The sequence below is a fragment of the Serratia sp. NCCP-200 genome (assembly GCF_059697885.1).
Genome location: NZ_BAAKUJ010000010.1, coordinates 82,936 through 101,967, shown reverse-complemented (window position 1 = coordinate 101,967; position 19,032 = coordinate 82,936). Strand labels below are relative to the sequence as shown.

16 protein-coding genes and 2 tRNA genes are annotated in these 19,032 nt (G+C 54.7%); all 18 read left to right on the top strand.

Translation table 11 applies throughout. The features are described 5' to 3' along the window. The first annotated feature begins 1 nt into the window (after window position 1). The 18 genes from ftsH to yedF all read left to right on the top strand — a co-directional run bounded on the left by ftsH (window position 2) and on the right by yedF (window position 18,960). Window positions 2-1,933, top strand: coding sequence for an ATP-dependent zinc metalloprotease FtsH (gene ftsH, locus AC6HVW_RS23850; RefSeq protein WP_037376529.1), 1,932 nt, complete (start codon window positions 2-4; stop codon window positions 1,931-1,933). A gap of 139 nt (window positions 1,934-2,072) precedes the next feature. Further along, on the top strand, window positions 2,073-2,906 hold the full coding sequence (gene folP, locus AC6HVW_RS23845) for a dihydropteroate synthase (RefSeq protein WP_024483367.1): 834 nt from the start codon (window positions 2,073-2,075) through the stop codon (window positions 2,904-2,906). Between the two features lie 7 nt (window positions 2,907-2,913). Next, window positions 2,914-4,251, top strand: a complete 1,338-nt coding sequence (gene glmM, locus AC6HVW_RS23840; protein ID WP_024483368.1) for a phosphoglucosamine mutase — start codon at window positions 2,914-2,916, stop codon at window positions 4,249-4,251. A 249-nt stretch (window positions 4,252-4,500) separates the two neighbouring features. Continuing rightward, window positions 4,501-4,836 carry a preprotein translocase subunit SecG gene (gene secG, locus AC6HVW_RS23835; protein WP_024483369.1) on the top strand — a complete coding sequence of 112 codons (336 nt, stop codon included), beginning with the start codon at window positions 4,501-4,503 and terminating at the stop codon, window positions 4,834-4,836. Window positions 4,837-4,905: 69 nt separating this feature from the next. Then, a tRNA-Leu gene (locus AC6HVW_RS23830) sits at window positions 4,906-4,992 on the top strand. Window positions 4,993-5,052: 60 nt separating this feature from the next. Beyond that, window positions 5,053-5,129, top strand: a tRNA-Met gene (locus AC6HVW_RS23825). A 217-nt stretch (window positions 5,130-5,346) separates the two neighbouring features. After that, window positions 5,347-5,799, top strand: coding sequence for a ribosome maturation factor RimP (gene rimP / locus AC6HVW_RS23820; protein WP_024529072.1), 453 nt, complete (start codon window positions 5,347-5,349; stop codon window positions 5,797-5,799). Between the two features lie 21 nt (window positions 5,800-5,820). Next, a complete protein-coding gene (gene nusA, locus AC6HVW_RS23815; RefSeq protein ID WP_021179051.1) occupies window positions 5,821-7,329 on the top strand; it encodes a transcription termination factor NusA in 1,509 nt (502 codons plus the stop codon). A gap of 23 nt (window positions 7,330-7,352) precedes the next feature. Beyond that, window positions 7,353-10,040, top strand: a complete 2,688-nt coding sequence (gene infB / locus AC6HVW_RS23810) for a translation initiation factor IF-2 (RefSeq protein ID WP_021807516.1) — start codon at window positions 7,353-7,355, stop codon at window positions 10,038-10,040. Window positions 10,041-10,110: 70 nt separating this feature from the next. Next, a complete protein-coding gene (gene rbfA, locus AC6HVW_RS23805; protein WP_021179053.1) occupies window positions 10,111-10,521 on the top strand; it encodes a 30S ribosome-binding factor RbfA in 411 nt (136 codons plus the stop codon). Next, window positions 10,521-11,465 carry a tRNA pseudouridine(55) synthase TruB gene (truB, locus tag AC6HVW_RS23800; RefSeq protein ID WP_021807515.1) on the top strand — a complete coding sequence of 315 codons (945 nt, stop codon included), beginning with the start codon at window positions 10,521-10,523 and terminating at the stop codon, window positions 11,463-11,465. The genes rbfA and truB overlap by 1 nt, the downstream gene beginning before the upstream one ends. A 115-nt stretch (window positions 11,466-11,580) precedes the next feature. Next, window positions 11,581-11,850: a 30S ribosomal protein S15 gene (gene rpsO, locus AC6HVW_RS23795; RefSeq protein WP_010279698.1), complete on the top strand. Its 270-nt coding sequence runs from the start codon at window positions 11,581-11,583 to the stop codon at window positions 11,848-11,850. A gap of 240 nt (window positions 11,851-12,090) precedes the next feature. Further along, complete coding sequence (gene pnp / locus AC6HVW_RS23790) at window positions 12,091-14,211, top strand: polyribonucleotide nucleotidyltransferase (protein WP_021179055.1); 2,121 nt, start codon at window positions 12,091-12,093, stop codon at window positions 14,209-14,211. Window positions 14,212-14,340: 129 nt separating this feature from the next. Beyond that, the gene (gene nlpI / locus AC6HVW_RS23785; RefSeq protein ID WP_021179056.1) at window positions 14,341-15,225 is read left to right on the top strand and encodes a lipoprotein NlpI; all 885 of its coding nucleotides are present in this window, start codon (window positions 14,341-14,343) and stop codon (window positions 15,223-15,225) included. Window positions 15,226-15,342: 117 nt separating this feature from the next. Then, complete coding sequence (yrbN, locus tag AC6HVW_RS23780; RefSeq protein ID WP_096335046.1) at window positions 15,343-15,423, top strand: protein YrbN; 81 nt, start codon at window positions 15,343-15,345, stop codon at window positions 15,421-15,423. Continuing rightward, the gene (locus AC6HVW_RS23775; protein ID WP_071682899.1) at window positions 15,413-17,371 is read left to right on the top strand and encodes a DEAD/DEAH family ATP-dependent RNA helicase; all 1,959 of its coding nucleotides are present in this window, start codon (window positions 15,413-15,415) and stop codon (window positions 17,369-17,371) included. The genes yrbN and AC6HVW_RS23775 overlap by 11 nt, the downstream gene beginning before the upstream one ends. Before the next feature lie 138 nt (window positions 17,372-17,509). Continuing rightward, entirely contained in the window at window positions 17,510-18,724 is a 1,215-nt protein-coding gene (gene yedE, locus AC6HVW_RS23770) for a selenium metabolism membrane protein YedE/FdhT (protein WP_021807513.1), read from the top strand. Next, the gene (gene yedF / locus AC6HVW_RS23765; protein ID WP_021179059.1) at window positions 18,721-18,960 is read left to right on the top strand and encodes a sulfurtransferase-like selenium metabolism protein YedF; all 240 of its coding nucleotides are present in this window, start codon (window positions 18,721-18,723) and stop codon (window positions 18,958-18,960) included. Before yedE ends, yedF begins: the two co-directional genes overlap by 4 nt. Window positions 18,961-19,032 lie beyond the last annotated feature (72 nt).

Sequence of the window (19,032 nt, the reverse complement as noted above, 5' to 3'; positions counted from 1 at the left end):
CATGGCGAAAAACCTAATTCTCTGGCTAGTCATCGCGGTCGTTTTGATGTCGGTATTCCAGAGCTTTGGGCCCAGCGAGTCTAATGGCCGAAGGGTAGATTACTCTACCTTCATGACCGAACTGACCCAAGATCAGATCCGTGAAGCGCGCATTAATGGGCGTGAAATCAACGTTGTCCGTAAAGACAGCAACAAGTACACCACTTACATCCCGGTCAACGATCCGAAGTTACTGGATACGTTGTTAACCAAAAACGTGAAAGTTGTTGGTGAGCCACCGGAAGAGCCAAGTTTGCTGGCTTCCATCTTTATTTCCTGGTTCCCAATGCTGTTGTTGATTGGGGTCTGGATCTTCTTCATGCGGCAAATGCAGGGCGGCGGCGGCAAGGGCGCGATGTCCTTCGGCAAGAGCAAGGCGCGTATGCTGACGGAAGACCAGATTAAAACCACTTTTGCCGACGTTGCAGGCTGTGACGAAGCAAAAGAAGAAGTGAGTGAACTGGTAGACTACCTGCGCGAACCGAGCCGTTTCCAGAAGCTGGGCGGTAAGATCCCGAAAGGCGTGCTGATGGTTGGCCCTCCGGGTACCGGTAAAACCCTGCTGGCGAAAGCGATTGCCGGCGAGGCGAAAGTCCCGTTCTTCACCATTTCCGGTTCTGACTTCGTCGAAATGTTCGTCGGTGTGGGTGCATCCCGTGTCCGTGACATGTTCGAACAGGCCAAGAAAGCGGCACCGTGCATCATCTTTATCGATGAAATCGACGCCGTAGGTCGCCAACGTGGCGCAGGTCTGGGCGGTGGTCACGATGAACGTGAGCAAACGCTGAACCAGATGCTGGTTGAGATGGACGGCTTTGAAGGCAACGAAGGTATTATCGTCATCGCGGCAACCAACCGTCCTGACGTACTCGACCCTGCGTTACTGCGTCCAGGCCGTTTCGACCGCCAAGTGGTGGTTGGGCTGCCAGACGTGCGTGGCCGTGAGCAAATCCTGAAGGTGCACTCACGTCGTGTGCCGTTGGCGCCAGATGTTGATGCTTCTGTGCTTGCACGTGGTACTCCGGGCTTCTCCGGTGCGGACTTGGCCAACCTGGTCAACGAAGCGGCCTTGTTCGCAGCACGTGGCAACAAGCGCGTGGTGTCGATGGTGGAGTTCGAAAAGGCCAAAGACAAGATCATGATGGGGGCGGAACGTCGCTCCATGGTGATGACGGAAGCACAGAAAGAATCGACCGCCTATCACGAAGCGGGCCACGCCATCATTGGCCGCCTGGTTCCTGAGCATGACCCGGTGCATAAAGTCACGATTATTCCTCGTGGCCGTGCGCTCGGCGTGACCTTCTTCCTGCCGGAAGGGGATGCGATCAGCGCCAGCCGTCAGAAGCTAGAAAGTCAAATCTCTACCCTGTACGGTGGCCGTCTGGCAGAAGAAATTATTTACGGGCCGGAAAAAGTCTCTACCGGTGCATCGAACGACATTAAAGTTGCTACCTCGATCGCCCGCAACATGGTGACCCAATGGGGCTTCTCTGAGAAGCTGGGGCCATTGCTGTATGCGGAAGAAGAGGGCGAGGTGTTCCTGGGCCGTTCTGTGGCCAAGGCGAAACACATGTCGGACGAAACCGCGCGTATCATCGACCAGGAAGTCAAATCCCTGATTGAGCGCAACTACATTCGCGCTCGTTCGTTGCTGATGGAAAACATGGACATCCTGCATTCGATGAAAGATGCACTGATGAAATATGAAACCATCGATGCACCGCAGATCGACGACCTGATGAACCGTAAAGATGTGCGTCCGCCAGCCGGTTGGGACGACGTGGCGAAAAGCAACAACTCTGACAACGGTGGCAAACCACAAGCGCCAACGCCGGTAGATGAGCCGCGTACGCCAAACCCAGGCAACACCATGTCTGAACAGCTCGACAAGTAACATCGGCTGTAGCGTAAAATAAAACCCCGGCCAGCCGGGGTTTTTTATTGCTGGCTGAAAATTGCTGCCTCTCCTTGGATGAGAGGGGCGGGATCCACTCCAGGCAACACAGTTGTATTGACTCCAAGGTAGATTAATCATGCAGTTAACCGTGCGCGACCAAATCCTCGATCTCAACCATCCTCGGGTGATGGGGATCCTCAACGTTACCCCAGACTCCTTCTCTGACGGCGGGCGGCATAATTCGCTGAATGATGCCCTGCTGCATGCACATGCGCTGATTTCGGCGGGGGCAACGATGATCGACGTGGGGGGCGAGTCCACGCGCCCGGGTGCTGCCGAGGTCAGTGAAGAGGAAGAGATAGAGCGCGTTGTGCCGGTAGTGGAAGCCTTGGCGCAGCGGTTTGAGATTTTTATCTCGGTGGATACTTCAAAAGCCGGAGTGATCCGCGAATCCGCCAAAGCGGGCGCTCACCTGATCAACGACGTTCGCTCATTGCAGGAGCCTGGCGCGCTGCAGGCAGCCGCCGAAAGCGGTCTGCCAGTCTGCCTGATGCACATGCAAGGCGAGCCGCGTACCATGCAACAGGCACCGCATTACGATGACCTGATGGCGGACGTAAATGCGTTTTTCCAGCAGCATATCGACCGCTGTATTGCTGGTGGCATAGCAAAACAGAAATTGTTGCTCGACCCAGGCTTCGGTTTCGGTAAGAATTTAGCGCATAATTATCAGCTTCTGGCCCGATTGGCGGAATTTCATCACTTTGGCTTGCCACTGTTGGTGGGGATGTCGCGTAAGTCGATGATTGGGCAGCTATTGAATGTCCCACCCGAACAGCGGGTTATCGGCAGCGTGGCCTGTGCGGTGATTGCCGCGATGCAGGGGGCGCAGATAGTCAGAGTGCATGATGTCAAAGAAACCGTCGAGGCGATGCGTGTCGTCGAGGCAACACTTTCAGCTAAGGGATAGTAGAAACATGAGCGAACGCAAATACTTTGGTACCGACGGCATTCGTGGCAAGGTGGGTGACAGCCCGATAACCCCAGAGTTCGTCCTCAAGTTGGGCTGGGCGGCTGGTAAGGTATTGGCGCGCCATGGTTCCCGTAAAATCATCATCGGTAAAGATACCCGTATCTCAGGCTATATGCTGGAGTCAGCGCTGGAGGCCGGTTTAGCGGCGGCGGGGCTGTCTGCTTCGTTTACCGGCCCGATGCCAACCCCTGCGGTGGCTTATCTGACCCGAACTTTCCGTGCGGAAGCCGGGATCGTGATTTCTGCCTCACATAACCCGTTTTACGATAACGGCATCAAGTTCTTCTCCATCGATGGCGCCAAACTGCCAGACGATGTGGAAGAAGCGATTGAAGCGGAAATGGAAAAACCGCTGACCTGCGTCGAATCTGCCGAGTTGGGTAAAGCCAGCCGCATTGTCGATGCCGCAGGGCGCTATATCGAATTCTGTAAAGGCACCTTCCCGAGCGAACTGAGCCTGAACGGGCTGAAGATCGTGGTGGACTGCGCCAACGGCGCTACCTATCACATTGCTCCAAGCGTTTTGCGTGAGCTGGGCGCCACGGTGATCGCTATCGGCTGTGAGCCGGATGGCATGAACATCAACGAAGAGTGTGGCGCTACCGATGTACGCCAACTGCAGGCGCGCGTGCTGGAAGAACAGGCACACGTTGGCCTGGCCTTTGATGGCGATGGCGATCGCGTGATGATGGTGGATCACCTGGGTAACAAGGTCGACGGCGATCAGATCCTCTACATTATCGCTCGTGAAGGCCTGCGCCAAGGGCAACTGCGCGGCGGTGCCGTGGGCACCCTGATGAGCAACATGGGCCTAGAGCTGGCACTGAAGCAGCTCGGCATCCCGTTTGCCCGTGCCAAGGTGGGTGATCGCTACGTACTGGAAAAACTGCAAGAGCTGGGCTGGCGCATTGGGGCGGAAAACTCCGGCCACGTGATCCTGCTGGACAAAACCACCACCGGGGATGGTATCGTCGCAGGCCTGCAAGTGTTGACGGCAATCGTGCGTAATAACATGAGCCTGCACGATCTGTGCAGCGGGATGAAATTATTGCCACAGATCCTGGTCAACGTGCGCTTTGTCGGTGAGCATAACCCGCTGGAGTCAGAGGCGGTGTTGAAGGTTGCAGAGCAGGTCGAAGCCGAGTTGGCCGGTCGTGGCCGCGTGCTGCTGCGTAAATCGGGCACTGAGCCACTGATCCGCGTGATGGTGGAAGGTGAAGATGAACAGCAGGTAATCGCGCTGGCGCACCGTATCGCCGATGCGGTCAAGCTGGCAGGTTAACACGCTGTTTTTACGCAGGTACGCTGTCAGTGCCTGCGTAATTTCCCAAACAGCCCTGTTTTTGCTGTTTTTTTCCGCAAACGCATCGGCGGTTGCAAATTGCCCTTGCGCGTTTTGATGGCTTTGGTTAGTATTCACACCCGCTTCAGTGGGCTGTTTTAGTGACACGCCACGCCTTCTTTAGTTTGGAAGCATCTGGGGTGAGAAGCATTTGGCACGCGGTGAACCCGCAAGGATACAGGTACCACTATGTACGAAGCTCTTCTGGTAATTTTCTTGCTGATATCGATCGGGCTAGTCGCTCTGATCATGCTACAGCAAGGTAAAGGCGCTGATATGGGAGCCTCATTCGGAGCAGGTGCTTCTGGCACATTCTTCGGATCGACCGGTTCAGGCAACTTTATGACCCGCATGACGGCTGTTCTGGCGACGCTGTTCTTCGTCATCAGTCTGATCCTGGGCAACCTGAGCACCAATCAGGGCAAGAAAGGCAGCGAGTGGGAAAACCTGGGTCAGCCAGCGCAAACTGAGCAGACCAGCACTCCGGCAGCACCCGCTAAACCGGTCAGTGATATCCCGCAATAAGCCGCTGAAAAGTTTGAACACGGTTGTTTTCGACCTCAATAGAAACAGCCGTTAGCAGTAAAAATCAGTACCGAGGTGGTGGAATTGGTAGACACGCTACCTTGAGGTGGTAGTGCCCTAACGGGCTTGTGGGTTCGAGTCCCATCCTCGGTACCAAATCCCAGAGATAACTTGCGTTTTTGCAATTATCAGCGTAATATTTGCCACGTTTTCGGACGCGGGGTGGAGCAGCCTGGTAGCTCGTCGGGCTCATAACCCGAAGGTCGTCGGTTCAAATCCGGCCCCCGCAACCACTTTCCTTTAAGTGTCTATTTTCAAATACACTTTTCGATTGAATTCCGCTTTTCTCGATCAACATTTGAAAATGACACTTGCTAGAAAGTTGCACCGAAGCCGCTTTGCGGCAAACAGGGTCCAGTTGCATAAAGCCCCGAATTTTCGGGGTTTTTTGTTATTTGGCAACAGAATCACTGGGCTATTAGGCCCTTTTTTTATGTCTTGGGGGTGGGCTTGTCCACATTAGAGCAAAAATTAACAGAGATGCTTTCCGCACCGGTAGAGGCGTTGGGCTTTGAGCTCGTAGGCATCGAATTTATTCGGGCGCGCCAATCGACACTACGCATCTATATTGATAGTGACAACGGAATCAATGTTGATGATTGCGCTGATGTCAGCCACCAGGTCAGCGCTGTGCTGGACGTCGAAGATCCGATTACGGTCGCTTACAACCTGGAAGTTTCCTCTCCTGGCCTTGAGCGCCCTATGTTCACCGCGGAACACTATCAACGTTTTCTCGGTGAAGAAGTCAGCGTTGTTCTGCGTATGGCGATACAAAACCGCCGCAAATGGCAGGGCATCATCAAGTCTGTAGAAGGCGAGATGATCACGGTTACTGTGGATGGGAAAGATGAAGTGTTCGCGCTGAGCAATATTCAGAAAGCGAACCTGGTACCCCACTTTTAAAGTTTGGATGAGGCAACTAGGATGAACAAAGAGATTCTGGCTGTTGTTGAAGCAGTTTCCAATGAAAAATCCCTACCACGTGAGAAGATTTTCGAAGCCCTGGAAACCGCTTTAGCCACCGCCACCAAGAAAAAATATGAGCAGGAAATCGAGGTCCGTGTCAGCATTGACCGTAAGACTGGCGATTTCGATACCTTCCGCCGTTGGGTTGCCGTTGATGAAGTGACCCAGCCAACGCGTGAGATCACGCTGGAAGCTGCACAGTATGAAGATCCGTCCATAGAACTGGGCGGTTATATCGAAGATCAGATCGAATCTGTGACCTTCGACCGTATCACCACTCAGACCGCTAAGCAGGTTATCGTACAGAAAGTGCGTGAAGCCGAGCGCGCGATGGTGGTTGACGCCTTCCGCCAACACGAAGGTGAGATCGTCACCGGCGTGGTGAAAAAAGTTAACCGTGACAGCATTGCGCTGGATCTGGGTAGCAACGCCGAAGCGGTCATTGGCCGTGAAGACATGCTGCCACGCGAAAACTTCCGCCCAGGTGACCGTATCCGCGGTGTACTGTACGCAGTACGTCCGGAAGCGCGCGGTGCGCAACTGTTCGTCAGCCGTTCCAGCCCGGATATGCTCAAAGAGCTGTTCCGCATCGAAGTGCCGGAAATTGGCGAAGAAGTGATTGAGATTAAAGCGGCAGCCCGCGATCCTGGCTCCCGTGCAAAAATTGCCGTGAAAACCAACGACAAGCGTATCGACCCGGTCGGTGCCTGTGTCGGTATGCGCGGTGCCCGCGTCCAGGCCGTTTCGAGCGAGCTTGGCGGGGAACGTATTGATATCATTCTGTGGGATGATAACCCTGCACAGTTCGTCATTAACGCCATGGCCCCGGCAGATGTTGCCTCGATCGTGGTGGATGAAGATCGGTGCACGATGGATATCGCCGTTGAAGCCAGCAACCTGGCACAGGCGATCGGCCGTAATGGCCAAAACGTGCGTTTAGCTTCCCAACTGTTGAAACAGCATCGTGATGATGATCGCTGGGAACTGAACGTGATGACGGCGGACGATCTGCAGGCCAAGCATCAGGCCGAGGCTCATGCCGCCATTGATACCTTCACCAAGTATCTTGATATCGACGAAGATTTCGCCACCGTTCTGGTCGAAGAAGGCTTCTCTACTCTGGAAGAACTGGCTTACGTGCCAATCAAAGAGCTGCTGGAAATCGACGGTCTGGATGAAGATATGGTTGAAGCGTTGCGCGATCGCGCCAAAGCTGCATTGACCACGCTGGCCCTGGCACAGGAAGAAAGCCTGGGCGACCAAAAACCTGCTGATGATTTGCTCAACCTTCCAGGTCTTGAGCGCAGCATGGCCTTTAAACTGGCCGCGCGTGGGGTTTGTACGCTGGAAGATCTTGCCGAGCAGGGTGTTGACGATCTGGCTGATATTGAAGGGCTTAGCGATGAGCAAGCCGGCGAGCTGATTATGGCCGCACGTAATATCTGTTGGTTTGGCGACAACGCGTAATAACTGTAGCAGGAAGGAACAGCATGACGACAGATGTAACCGTAAAATCGCTGGCAGCAGAGATACAGACACCGGTTGATCGCCTGGTACAGCAGTTTGCTGATGCAGGGATCAACAAGTCTGAGACCGACTCTGTGACACAGCACGAGAAAGAAACCTTATTGGCGCACCTGAACCGTGAACACGGTAGTGCGCCAAGCAAACTCACGTTGCAGCGCAAAACGCGCAGCACCTTGAATATTCCGAGCACCGGCGGTAAGAGTAAATCGGTGCAAATTGAGGTCCGCAAGAAACGCACTTATGTAAATCGCGATCCGCAGGAAGCCCAACAGGCTGAAGCGGCTGAGCAGGCACAGCGTGAAGCGGAAGAGCAGGCAAGGCGCGAAGCGGAAGAGCTAGCGAAACGCGAAGCAGAAGCTAAGCGCGCAGCCGAAGAGCAAGCCAAACGTGAGGCCGCGGAGATTGCTAAGCGTAATTCAGCGGAAAAAGAAAAAGTGACCAATCAACATACCGACGAAATGACCAAGCCAGCTCAGGCAGAAAAAGCACGCCGTGAAGCCGAAGCCGCCGAACTGAAACGTAAAGCGGAAGAAGAAGTACGCCGTAAGGTGGAAGAAGACGCCAAACGCGTAGCGGAAGAAGCGCGCCGTATGGCCGAAGAAAACGGTGAGAAGTGGGCCGAAGCCGAAGCAGCAAGTGCTGCGGTTGAAACAGCCGACTACCACGTAACCACCTCCGAGCACGCTCGTGCTGCCGAAGACGAAAACGACGCCAAAGTTGAAGGTGAGCGCCGTAGCCGTACTCGCGGTGGCAAAGCGACCAAACAGAAGAAAGGCAACAAGCTCTCCGAGTCTAAAGCAGACCGCGAAGAAGCTCGCACCATGACCCGTGGCGGTAAAGGCAAGCGTAAGCCAAGCACCCTGCAGCAGGGCTTTAACAAGCCAGCTCAGGTAGTGAACCGTGACGTGGTGATCGGCGAGACCATCACCGTTGCCGAACTGGCTAACAAGATGGCGGTAAAAGGGTCTCAGGTCATCAAAGCGATGATGAAGCTGGGCGCCATGGCCACCATCAACCAGGTCATCGACCAGGAAACCGCACAGCTGGTTGCCGAAGAGATGGGCCACAAAGTTATCCTGCGTCGTGAGAACGAGCTGGAAGAAGCGCTGATGAGCGACCGTGATACCGGCGCCGGTGCCGAGTCTCGTGCACCAGTCGTGACCATCATGGGCCACGTTGACCATGGTAAAACCTCTCTGCTCGACTACATCCGCTCCACCAAGGTGGCAGTTGGCGAAGCCGGTGGTATTACCCAGCACATCGGTGCTTACCACGTAGAAACCGAAAACGGCATGATCACCTTCCTGGATACCCCAGGTCACGCAGCGTTTACCTCAATGCGTGCTCGTGGTGCTCAGGCGACCGATATCGTGGTTCTGGTAGTAGCAGCAGACGACGGCGTGATGCCACAAACCATCGAAGCCATTCAGCATGCTCAGGCGGCTAAAGTGCCATTGGTGGTTGCGGTTAACAAAATTGACAAGCCAGAAGCCGATCCAGATCGCGTTAAGCAAGAGCTGTCTCAGTATGGCGTTATGCCAGAAGAGTGGGGCGGTGAAGCTCAGTTCGTCCACGTATCTGCGAAAGCCGGTACCGGTATCGACGAACTGTTGAACGCTATCCTGCTGCAGGCCGAAGTTCTCGAACTGAAAGCGGTTCGTAGCGGCATGGCGAGCGGTGTGGTAATCGAATCCTTCCTGGATAAAGGCCGTGGCCCAGTGGCTACCGTACTGGTACAGGAAGGGACGCTGAACAAGGGCGATATCGTCCTGTGTGGCTTCGAGTATGGCCGTGTTCGTGCGATGCGTGACGAATTGGGCCGTGAAGTGACCTCAGCAGGTCCTTCTATCCCAGTTGAGATCCTGGGTCTGTCCAGCGTTCCTGCTGCGGGTGACGAAGCGACCGTAGTGCGTGACGAGAAGAAAGCCCGTGAAGTTGCGCTGTACCGTCAAGGCAAGTTCCGCGAAGTCAAACTGGCTCGCCAGCAGAAATCTAAACTGGAGAACATGTTCGCGAACATGACCGAAGGTGAAGTTTCTGAACTGAACATCGTGCTGAAAACCGACGTACAGGGTACCTGTGAAGCGATTTCCGATTCACTGCAGAAACTCTCCACCGACGAAGTGAAGGTGAAGATTGTGGGTTCTGGCGTAGGTGGTATCACCGAAACCGACGCGACCCTGGCTGCGGCATCCAACGCCATCATCCTGGGCTTCAACGTGCGTGCGGATGCTTCTGCCCGCCGCGTGATCGAGTCAGAAAGCCTGGATCTGCGTTACTACTCCGTGATCTATAACCTGATCGACGAAGTGAAGCAGGCGATGAGCGGTATGTTGGCGCCTGAGTACAAACAGCAGATCATCGGTCTGGCTGAAGTACGTGATGTGTTCAAATCACCTAAGTTCGGTGCTGTAGCCGGCTGTATGGTGACCGAAGGCAACATCAAGCGTCACAACCCAATCCGCGTGCTGCGTGACAACGTGGTTATCTATGAAGGCGAGCTGGAATCCCTGCGCCGCTTCAAAGATGACGTTAACGAAGTCCGTAACGGTATGGAATGTGGTATCGGCGTTAAGAACTACAACGACGTGCGCGTTGGCGACATGATCGAAGTGTTCGAAATCATCGAGATCCAGCGTACTATCGCTTAAGCCTCGAAAAACGCTTAAATCTGTTTTTAGGGGGGCCTTGTGCCCCCCGATTTGTCTGGAGGGTTTCCAAATGGCAAAAGAATTCAGCCGCGGTCAACGCGTGGCACAAGAAATGCAAAAAGAGATTGCGATGATCTTGCAGCGTGAAGTCAAAGATCCGCGTGTCGGCATGGCTACCGTTTCAGGTGTTGAAGTGTCTCGCGATCTGGCTTACGCCAAAGTTTACGTCACCTTCCTGAACGTGCTGACCGAAAACCACGATCCGGATCTGGTGACCAACGGCATTAAAGCGTTGCAGGATGCCTCTGGCTATATCCGTACGCTGCTGGGCAAAGCGATGCGCCTGCGCGTCGTGCCGGAACTGACCTTCTCCTACGACAACTCACTGGTTGAAGGCATGCGTATGTCCAACCTGGTGACCAACGTAGTGAAGAACGATGCCGAACGTCGCAATGCATCAGGCGATGAAGAGGAGGCTTAATGAGTCGCCCTCGCCGTCGCGGCCGTGACATTCACGGTGTACTGCTGCTGGACAAACCGCAGGGCCTGTCGTCTAACGATGCCCTGCAAAAAGTAAAGCGTATCTACAATGCCAACCGCGCGGGCCACACCGGCGCGCTCGATCCACTGGCGACCGGTATGCTGCCAATCTGTCTGGGTGAGGCCACCAAATTCTCCCAATATCTGCTCGATTCCGACAAGCGTTACCGCGTGATTGCTCGTTTGGGCCAGCGCACGGACACCTCGGATGCCGATGGTCAGATCGTGCAGGAGCGGCCGGTAAACTTCACCCAAGCGCAGCTCGATACCGCGCTGGACACCTTCAGGGGTAACATCCAGCAGGTGCCTTCGATGTATTCCGCACTGAAATACCAGGGCAAAAAGCTGTATGAATATGCCCGCCAGGGTATCGAAGTCCCGCGTGAAGCACGCAGCATCACCGTGTATGAGTTGCAGTTTATCCGCTGGGAAGGGGATGAGCTTGAGCTGGAAATTCACTGCTCAAAAGGCACCTACATCCGCACTATCACGGATGACCTCGGTGAGTTGCTGGGCTGTGGCGCACACGTGATTTATCTGCGCCGCCTGCAAGTGGCGAAGTACCCGATCGCCCGCATGGTCACGCTGGAACAGCTGAACGCGTTAGTGGAGCAGGCACAGGAGCAGAGTATCGCGCCGAGCGAACTGCTCGATCCGTTGCTGATGCCGATGGATAGCCCGGCCGAAGATTTCCCTGAGGTGAACCTGCTGCCAGCGGTAGCGGGTTACGTCAAACAGGGGCAGCCGGTGCAGGCCGCAGGGGCCCCGGCCTCGGGTCTGGTGCGCATTACCGAAGGCGAAGAACGTAAATTTATCGGCATTGGTGAGATTGCCGATGATGGTCGAGTCGCGCCGCGCCGCCTGGTTGTCGAATATTTCGACTGACCTGCCCGCCTTGCGATCGCCCTGCGCTAAGAGTAGAATGGCGCAGCTTATGCATTGGGTTGCTGAATTAGAGATCGGCGCCTGTATTTATTATCTATAATTTTGGAGTATGACAATGTCTCTAAGTGTTGAAGCTAAAGCTAAAATCGTAGCTGACTTCGGTCGTGGTACTAACGACAGCGGTTCTACCGAAGTTCAGGTTGCCCTGTTGACTGCGCAGATCAACCATCTGCAAGGCCACTTCTCAGAGCACAAAAAAGATCACCACAGCCGTCGTGGTCTGCTGCGTATGGTTTCTCAGCGTCGTAAGCTGCTGGACTACCTGAAGCGTAAAGATGTAGCACGTTACACCAGCCTGATCGAGCGTCTGGGTCTGCGTCGCTAATCGAGCAAGTTTCAGTAGAAAGGGGCCAAATTTGGCCCCTTTCTTCTAGGAAGCATAAGCAAATCAGGTTAATGTATTACTGAGGATCTTCCGTTACAGAGGTTCGCGCGGCTAATGAGAGGCTTTATCTCATGAGAGATAAGGATTGTCATTAGTCGCGAGGATGTAGTGAGAAGGTCAGTGAACCACAGGCGTGTCGAGTCGAAGAACGATTGCGCGCCCCCAATTAAGGATTAAATTTTGCTGACTCCGATTATTCGCAAATTCCAGTATGGCCAACACACCGTGACGCTTGAGACCGGTATGATGGCACGTCAAGCCACTGCCGCCGTGATGGTGAGCATGGATGACACCGCAGTATTCGTCACCGTAGTAGGCCAGAAGAAGGCCAAACCAGGCCAGAGCTTCTTCCCTCTGACCGTGAACTATCAGGAGCGTACCTACGCTGCTGGCCGTATCCCGGGTAGCTTCTTCCGTCGTGAAGGCCGTCCGAGCGAAGGCGAAACCCTGACTTCCCGTCTGATCGACCGTCCGATCCGCCCACTGTTCCCAGATAGCTTCCTGAACGAAGTGCAAGTGATCGCTACCGTGGTTTCCGTGAACCCACAGGTGAACCCAGACATCGTAGCGATGATCGGTGCCTCTGCTGCCCTGAGCCTGTCCGGTATTCCGTTCAATGGCCCAATCGGTGCTGCACGCGTGGGTTACATCAACGATCAGTACGTACTGAACCCAACTACCGATGAGCTGAAAGAAAGCCGTCTGGACCTGGTGGTTGCCGGTACCGCTGGTGCAGTACTGATGGTGGAATCCGAAGCTGACGTGCTGAGCGAAGATCAGATGCTGGGCGCAGTCGTGTTTGGCCATGACCAACAGCAAATCGTTATCGAAAACATTAACGCTCTGGTTGCCGAAGCTGGCAAGCCGAAGTGGGATTGGCAGGCACCTGCAGTTAACGAAGCGCTGCATGCGCGCGTAGCTGAGCTGGCTGAAAGCCGTCTGGGCGATGCTTACCACATCACCGAAAAACAAGAGCGTTACGCTCAGGTTGATGCGATTAAAGACAGCGTAGTGGAAACTCTGCTGGCGCAAGACGAAACTCTGGACGCGTCTGAAATTCAGGACATCCTCGGCACCGTTGAGAAAAACGTCGTACGTAGCCGTGTGCTGCGTGGCGAGCCGCGTATCGATGGCCGTGAGAAAGACATGATCCGTGGTCTGGACGTGCGCACTGGCGTTCTGCCACGTACCCACGGTTCCGCACTGTTCACCCGTGGTGAAACTCAGGCGCTGGTTACCGCCACTCTGGGTACCGCGCGTGACGCACAGAACATCGACGAGCTGATGGGCGAGAAAACCGACAGCTTCCTGTTCCACTACAACTTCCCTCCGTACTCTGTTGGTGAAACCGGCATGGTAGGTTCACCGAAGCGTCGTGAAATCGGCCATGGTCGTCTGGCAAAACGTGGCGTTTTAGCTATGATGCCTAAACCAGAAGATTTCCCGTACACCGTACGTGTGGTGTCTGAAATCACCGAATCCAACGGTTCTTCTTCAATGGCTTCCGTTTGTGGTGCTTCTCTGGCACTGATGGACGCAGGTGTGCCAATCAAGGCCGCCGTTGCGGGTATCGCAATGGGCCTGGTGAAAGAAGAAGAAAACTTTGTCGTACTGTCAGATATTCTGGGTGACGAAGATCACCTGGGCGACATGGACTTCAAAGTGGCCGGTAGTCGCGAGGGTATCACCGCGCTGCAGATGGACATTAAAATTGAAGGTATCACCCGCGAAATCATGCAGGTGGCTCTGAATCAGGCCAAAGGTGCTCGTCTGCACATTCTGGGCGTGATGGAACAGGCTATCAGCACGCCACGTGGCGATATCTCTGAGTTCGCACCGCGTATTCACACCATCAAGATCAATCCAGACAAGATCAAAGATGTGATCGGTAAAGGTGGCTCAGTCATCCGTGCGTTGACCGAAGAAACTGGCACCACCATCGAAATTGAAGATGACGGTACAGTGAAGATTGCTGCAACCGACGGCGACAAAGCGAAGTTCGCTATCCGCCGCATCGAAGAGATCACCGCTGAGATCGAAGTTGGCCGTGTGTATCAGGGTAAAGTGACCCGTATCGTTGATTTTGGTGCCTTCGTGGCCATCGGCGGCGGTAAAGAAGGCCTGGTGCACATCTCTCAAATCGCTGACAAGCGCGTTGAGAAAGTGACCGACTATCTGCAGATGGGTCAGGAAGTACCGGTTAAGGTAATGGAAGTTGATCGCCAGGGCCGCGTGCGCCTGAGCATCAAAGAAGCCACAGCGCCAGAATCCGCTGCGGCTCCTGCACCAGAAGCAGAATAACTGTATCAGCAGTTTTACAGCTCCCTGCCGTTAGGGTTGGGGGCTGTCCTTATCGCGTGGGTAGGATACTCGCGTATTAGCAAGCGGAGGACAGGACGTTCATCCAATGTTTGTCTTCGGGAGTGGGAAATGAAGCCTTTCTTGCGCTGGTGTTACGTTGCGACAGCACTATTGCTGGCAGGATGCAGCAACCATGATTGGCGTAAAGACGAAGTTCTGGCTATTCCGTTGCAGCCTACGCTGCAGCAGGAAGTCATCCTGGCGCGCATGGAACAAATACTTGCCAGCCGGGCATTAACGGACGATGAGCGAGCACAGCTTTTATATGAGCGCGGTGTGCTGTATGATAGCCTAGGTTTACGTGCTCTAGCGCGCAATGATTTTTCACAAGCGCTAGCGATACGTCCTGATATGCCAGAAGTTTTCAACTACCTGGGCATTTACTTAACGCAGGCAGGCAATTTTGATGCTGCCTATGAAGCGTTTGATTCTGTACTAGAGCTTGATCCAACTTACAATTACGCGCGTTTAAACCGGGGCATCGCACTGTATTATGGCGGCCGCTTCCCGTTGGCGCAGGATGATCTGCAGGCGTTTTATCAAGACGACCCAAACGATCCCTTCCGTTCGCTGTGGCTTTATCTGGTGGAGAGAGAAATCGATCCCAAGATGGCTACCGTATCGCTCCAGCAGCGTTATGACAAATCGGACAGAGGGCAATGGGGATGGAATATTGTCGAATTCTACCTGGGCAAAATCAGCGAAAAAACGCTGATGGAACGCCTCAAGGCAGATGCAACGGATAACACTTCGCTCGCTGAGCATCTCAGTGAAACTGACTTCTATTTAGGTAAGCACTACCTAAGTCTGGGGGACAAGGACACCGCTTCGGCGCTGTTCAAACTGACGGTGGCTAACAACGTTCATAACTTTGTTGAGCACCGCTATGCATTGTTGGAATTGGCGCTGTTGGGCCAAGAACAAGACGACCTATCGGAATCGGACCAGCAATAGCTGACGGACACTTATCAGCCTGATTTACATTGGTTTTTTGACCAAAGTAATCGCCTTAACGGGCGAGGGCTTTTTTGTCTGTTTTATAATCTAATTTGAGCCGGTTCACACTTTTCAATGAAAATGACTGAAAATTTTCTCGACGAGTTATGTAGACTGGCTGCCATTATTAATGAGGCACGTGTACATGACTACTGAGCTTGAAACCTCTTTTGCTGACCTGGGGCTGTCTGCTCCGATCATTGCTGCCCTGACCGATCTGGGCTACGAAAAACCATCACCGATCCAGGCTGAGTGTATTCCTCACCTGTTGAACGGTCGCGACGTGCTGGGCATGGCGCAGACCGGTAGTGGTAAAACTGCGGCGTTCTCGCTGCCCCTGCTGCACAACCTCGATGCAGCCCTGAAAGCACCACAAATCCTGGTACTGGCTCCAACCCGCGAACTGGCGGTTCAGGTAGCTGAAGCCATGACCGATTTCTCCAAGCACATGCATGGCGTTAACGTGGTGGCCCTGTACGGTGGCCAACGTTATGACGTGCAGCTGCGCGCTCTGCGTCAGGGCCCGCAAATCGTAGTAGGGACCCCAGGCCGTCTGCTGGATCACCTGAAACGTGGCACCCTGAACCTTTCTGGCCTGAAAGGCCTGGTTCTGGACGAAGCCGACGAAATGCTGCGCATGGGCTTTATCGAAGACGTAGAAACCATCATGGCGGAGATCCCGGCTGAACATCAGACCGCGCTGTTCTCTGCGACCATGCCGGAAGCGATCCGTCGTATTACCCGTCGCTTCATGAAAGATCCACAGGAAGTGCGCATTCAGTCCAGCATCACTACTCGTCCAGACATCAGCCAGAGCTACTGGACCGTGCAGGGCATGCGTAAAAACGAAGCGCTGGTGCGTTTCCTGGAAGCGGAAGATTTTGACGCGGCGATCATCTTTGTGCGTACCAAAAATGCGACCCTGGAAGTGGCCGAAGCGCTGGAGCGCAGCGGTTACAACAGCGCCGCACTGAACGGTGACATGAACCAGGCGCTGCGTGAGCAGACCCTGGAGCGTCTGAAAAGTGGCCGTCTGGATATTCTGATCGCCACCGACGTTGCCGCTCGTGGTCTGGACGTTGAGCGTATCAGCCTGGTAGTAAACTATGATATCCCTATGGATTCAGAGTCTTACGTTCACCGTATCGGCCGTACCGGTCGTGCTGGCCGTGCTGGCCGCGCGCTGCTGTTCGTAGAAAACCGCGAACGTCGCCTGCTGCGCAACATCGAACGCACCATGAAGCTGACCATCCCTGAAGTCGAGCTGCCAAACGCAGATCTGCTGGGTGAGCGCCGCCTGGCCAAGTTTGCCGCTAAAGTTCAGCAGCAGCTGGAAAGCAGCGATCTGGATATGTACCGTGCGCTGCTGGCTAAGCTGCAACCGGGTGAAGATCTGGATATGGAAACTCTGGCCGCTGCACTGCTGAAAATGGCACAGGGCGAGCGTCCTCTGATCCTGCCACCCGATCCAGTGTTCAAACCGCGTCAACGTCGTGAGTTCAACGACCGTGACGATCGCGGTGGCGAGCGTAGCAACGACCGTCGTCGTGATGCACGTCCAGACAGCCGTGATGGTGGCGCTGAGCGTCCACGTCGCGAACGCCGTGACGTGGGTGAAATGCAGCTGTACCGCATTGAAGTTGGCCGTGATGACGGCGTGGAAGTTCGTCATATCGTTGGCGCGATCGCTAACGAAGGTGACATCAGCAGCCGTTACATCGGTAACATCAAGCTGTTTGCTTCCCACTCCACCATCGAGCTGCCAAAAGGCATGCCGGGCGAGATCCTGAATCACTTCACTCGCACTCGCATTCTGAACAAGCCGATGAACATGCAACTGCTGGGCGATGCACAGCCGCATGAGCGTCGTGAGCGTCCTGCCAGTGGTAACGGCGGTGAGCGCCGTGGCGGTGCCCGTCCATTCAATGGCGAGCGTCGCGAAGGTGCACCAGCACCACGCCGTTCTTTCGGTGAGCGTCGTGAAGGCGGTAATGCTGCCGGTGGCGAACGCCGTGGCGGTAACTTCAACCGTGACAAGCCAGCACCACGCCGTGACGATGCAGCAGCTCCTGCCGCACCACGTCGTCGTTTCGGTGATGCATAACCGTTGATTTGACCGTATACGGTTAATCAGCTTAAGAAACCAGTCTTCGGACTGGTTTTTTTTGCCTGGCATCTCAGTCAATACCGCTAAAGGGCGTATCATTCGCAAGGTTTATCTTACGGATGCACAGGAGCTGCCGTGAACTGGCAACAATTCAAATCTCAATACCTGGTGCGCTTTTGGGCGCCTTTACCGGCGGTGATCGCAGCCGGGATCCTCTCGACCTACTATTTCGGCATGACCGGCACCTTCTGGGCGGTCACCGGTGAATTTACCCGCTGGGGCGGCCATATCTTGCAGTGGTTGGGTTTCCACCCCGAGCAGTGGGGCTACTTTAAGGTGATCGGCCTACAGGGCACACCACTCGATCGTATCGATGGGCGCATGATAATCGGTATGTTTGCGGGTTGTATCGCCGCCGCGCTGTGGGCCAACAACATCAAATTACGTATGCCACAGCACCGCATCCGCATTGCACAGGCGTTGCTTGGCGGCATCATCGCCGGTTTTGGTGCGCGTTTGGCGATGGGGTGTAACCTGGCGGCCTTCTTTACCGGTATTCCACAGTTCTCGCTGCATGCCTGGTTTTTTGCGCTGGCAACGGCGGCGGGTTCTTACTTCGGTGCCAAATTCACCTTGCTGCCGATGTTCCGTATTCCGGTCAAGCTGCAAAGAGTGAAAGCGGCCTCACCGTTGACGCAAAAACCTGAGCAGGCACGCCGCCGTTTCCGTTTGGGAATGGTGATTTTCTGCCTCACGGTGGCTTGGTCATTATGGACGTTATTTGATGCGCCGAAACTCGGCATTGCCATGCTGTTTGGTATCGGTTTTGGTCTGCTGATTGAACGGGCACAGATCTGCTTTACCTCAGCGTTCCGCGATCTGTGGATCACTGGCCGTACGCATATGGCCAAAGCGATTATTATCGGCATGGCGGTCAGCGCCATCGGCATCTTCAGCTATGTGCAATTGGGCGTCTCGCCGAAGATCATGTGGGCAGGGCCCAATGCGGTACTGGGCGGCCTGCTGTTTGGCTTCGGTATTGTGCTGGCGGGCGGCTGCGAAACCGGCTGGATGTATCGTGCGGTAGAAGGCCAGGTCCATTACTGGTGGGTGGGGTTGGGCAACATTATCGGCGCCACGCTGTTAGCCTACTACTGGGACGATCTGGCGCCAGCCCTGGCGACCAACTACGACAAGATTAACCTGCTGGATACCTTCGGGCCGATCGGTGGCCTGCTGGTGACCTATCTGCTGCTGGCCATAGCCTTTGCCGCGATGCTGTGGTGGGAGAAACGCTTTTTCCGCGCCAAGCCAGATGCGCAGGTGGTGAATTTAAGGAGTGAAGCATGAAACAGACCGAGATCGTGCCGGATTACCGGTTGGATATGGTGGGAGAGCCTTGTCCTTATCCGGCGGTGGCTACGTTAGAGGCTATGCCGCAGCTGAAACCGGGCGAAATACTGGAAGTGATCAGCGACTGTCCGCAGTCGATCAATAATATTCCACTCGATGCCCGTAACCACGGCTACAAGGTGCTGGATATTCAGCAGGATGGGCCAACCATTCGCTACCTGATCCAGCGCTGAGCCCCCTCACCCCAACCCACTCCCGAAGGGAGAGGGAGCTGATAGCCCCTGCTCGTTTGGCAGTAAAGAGAT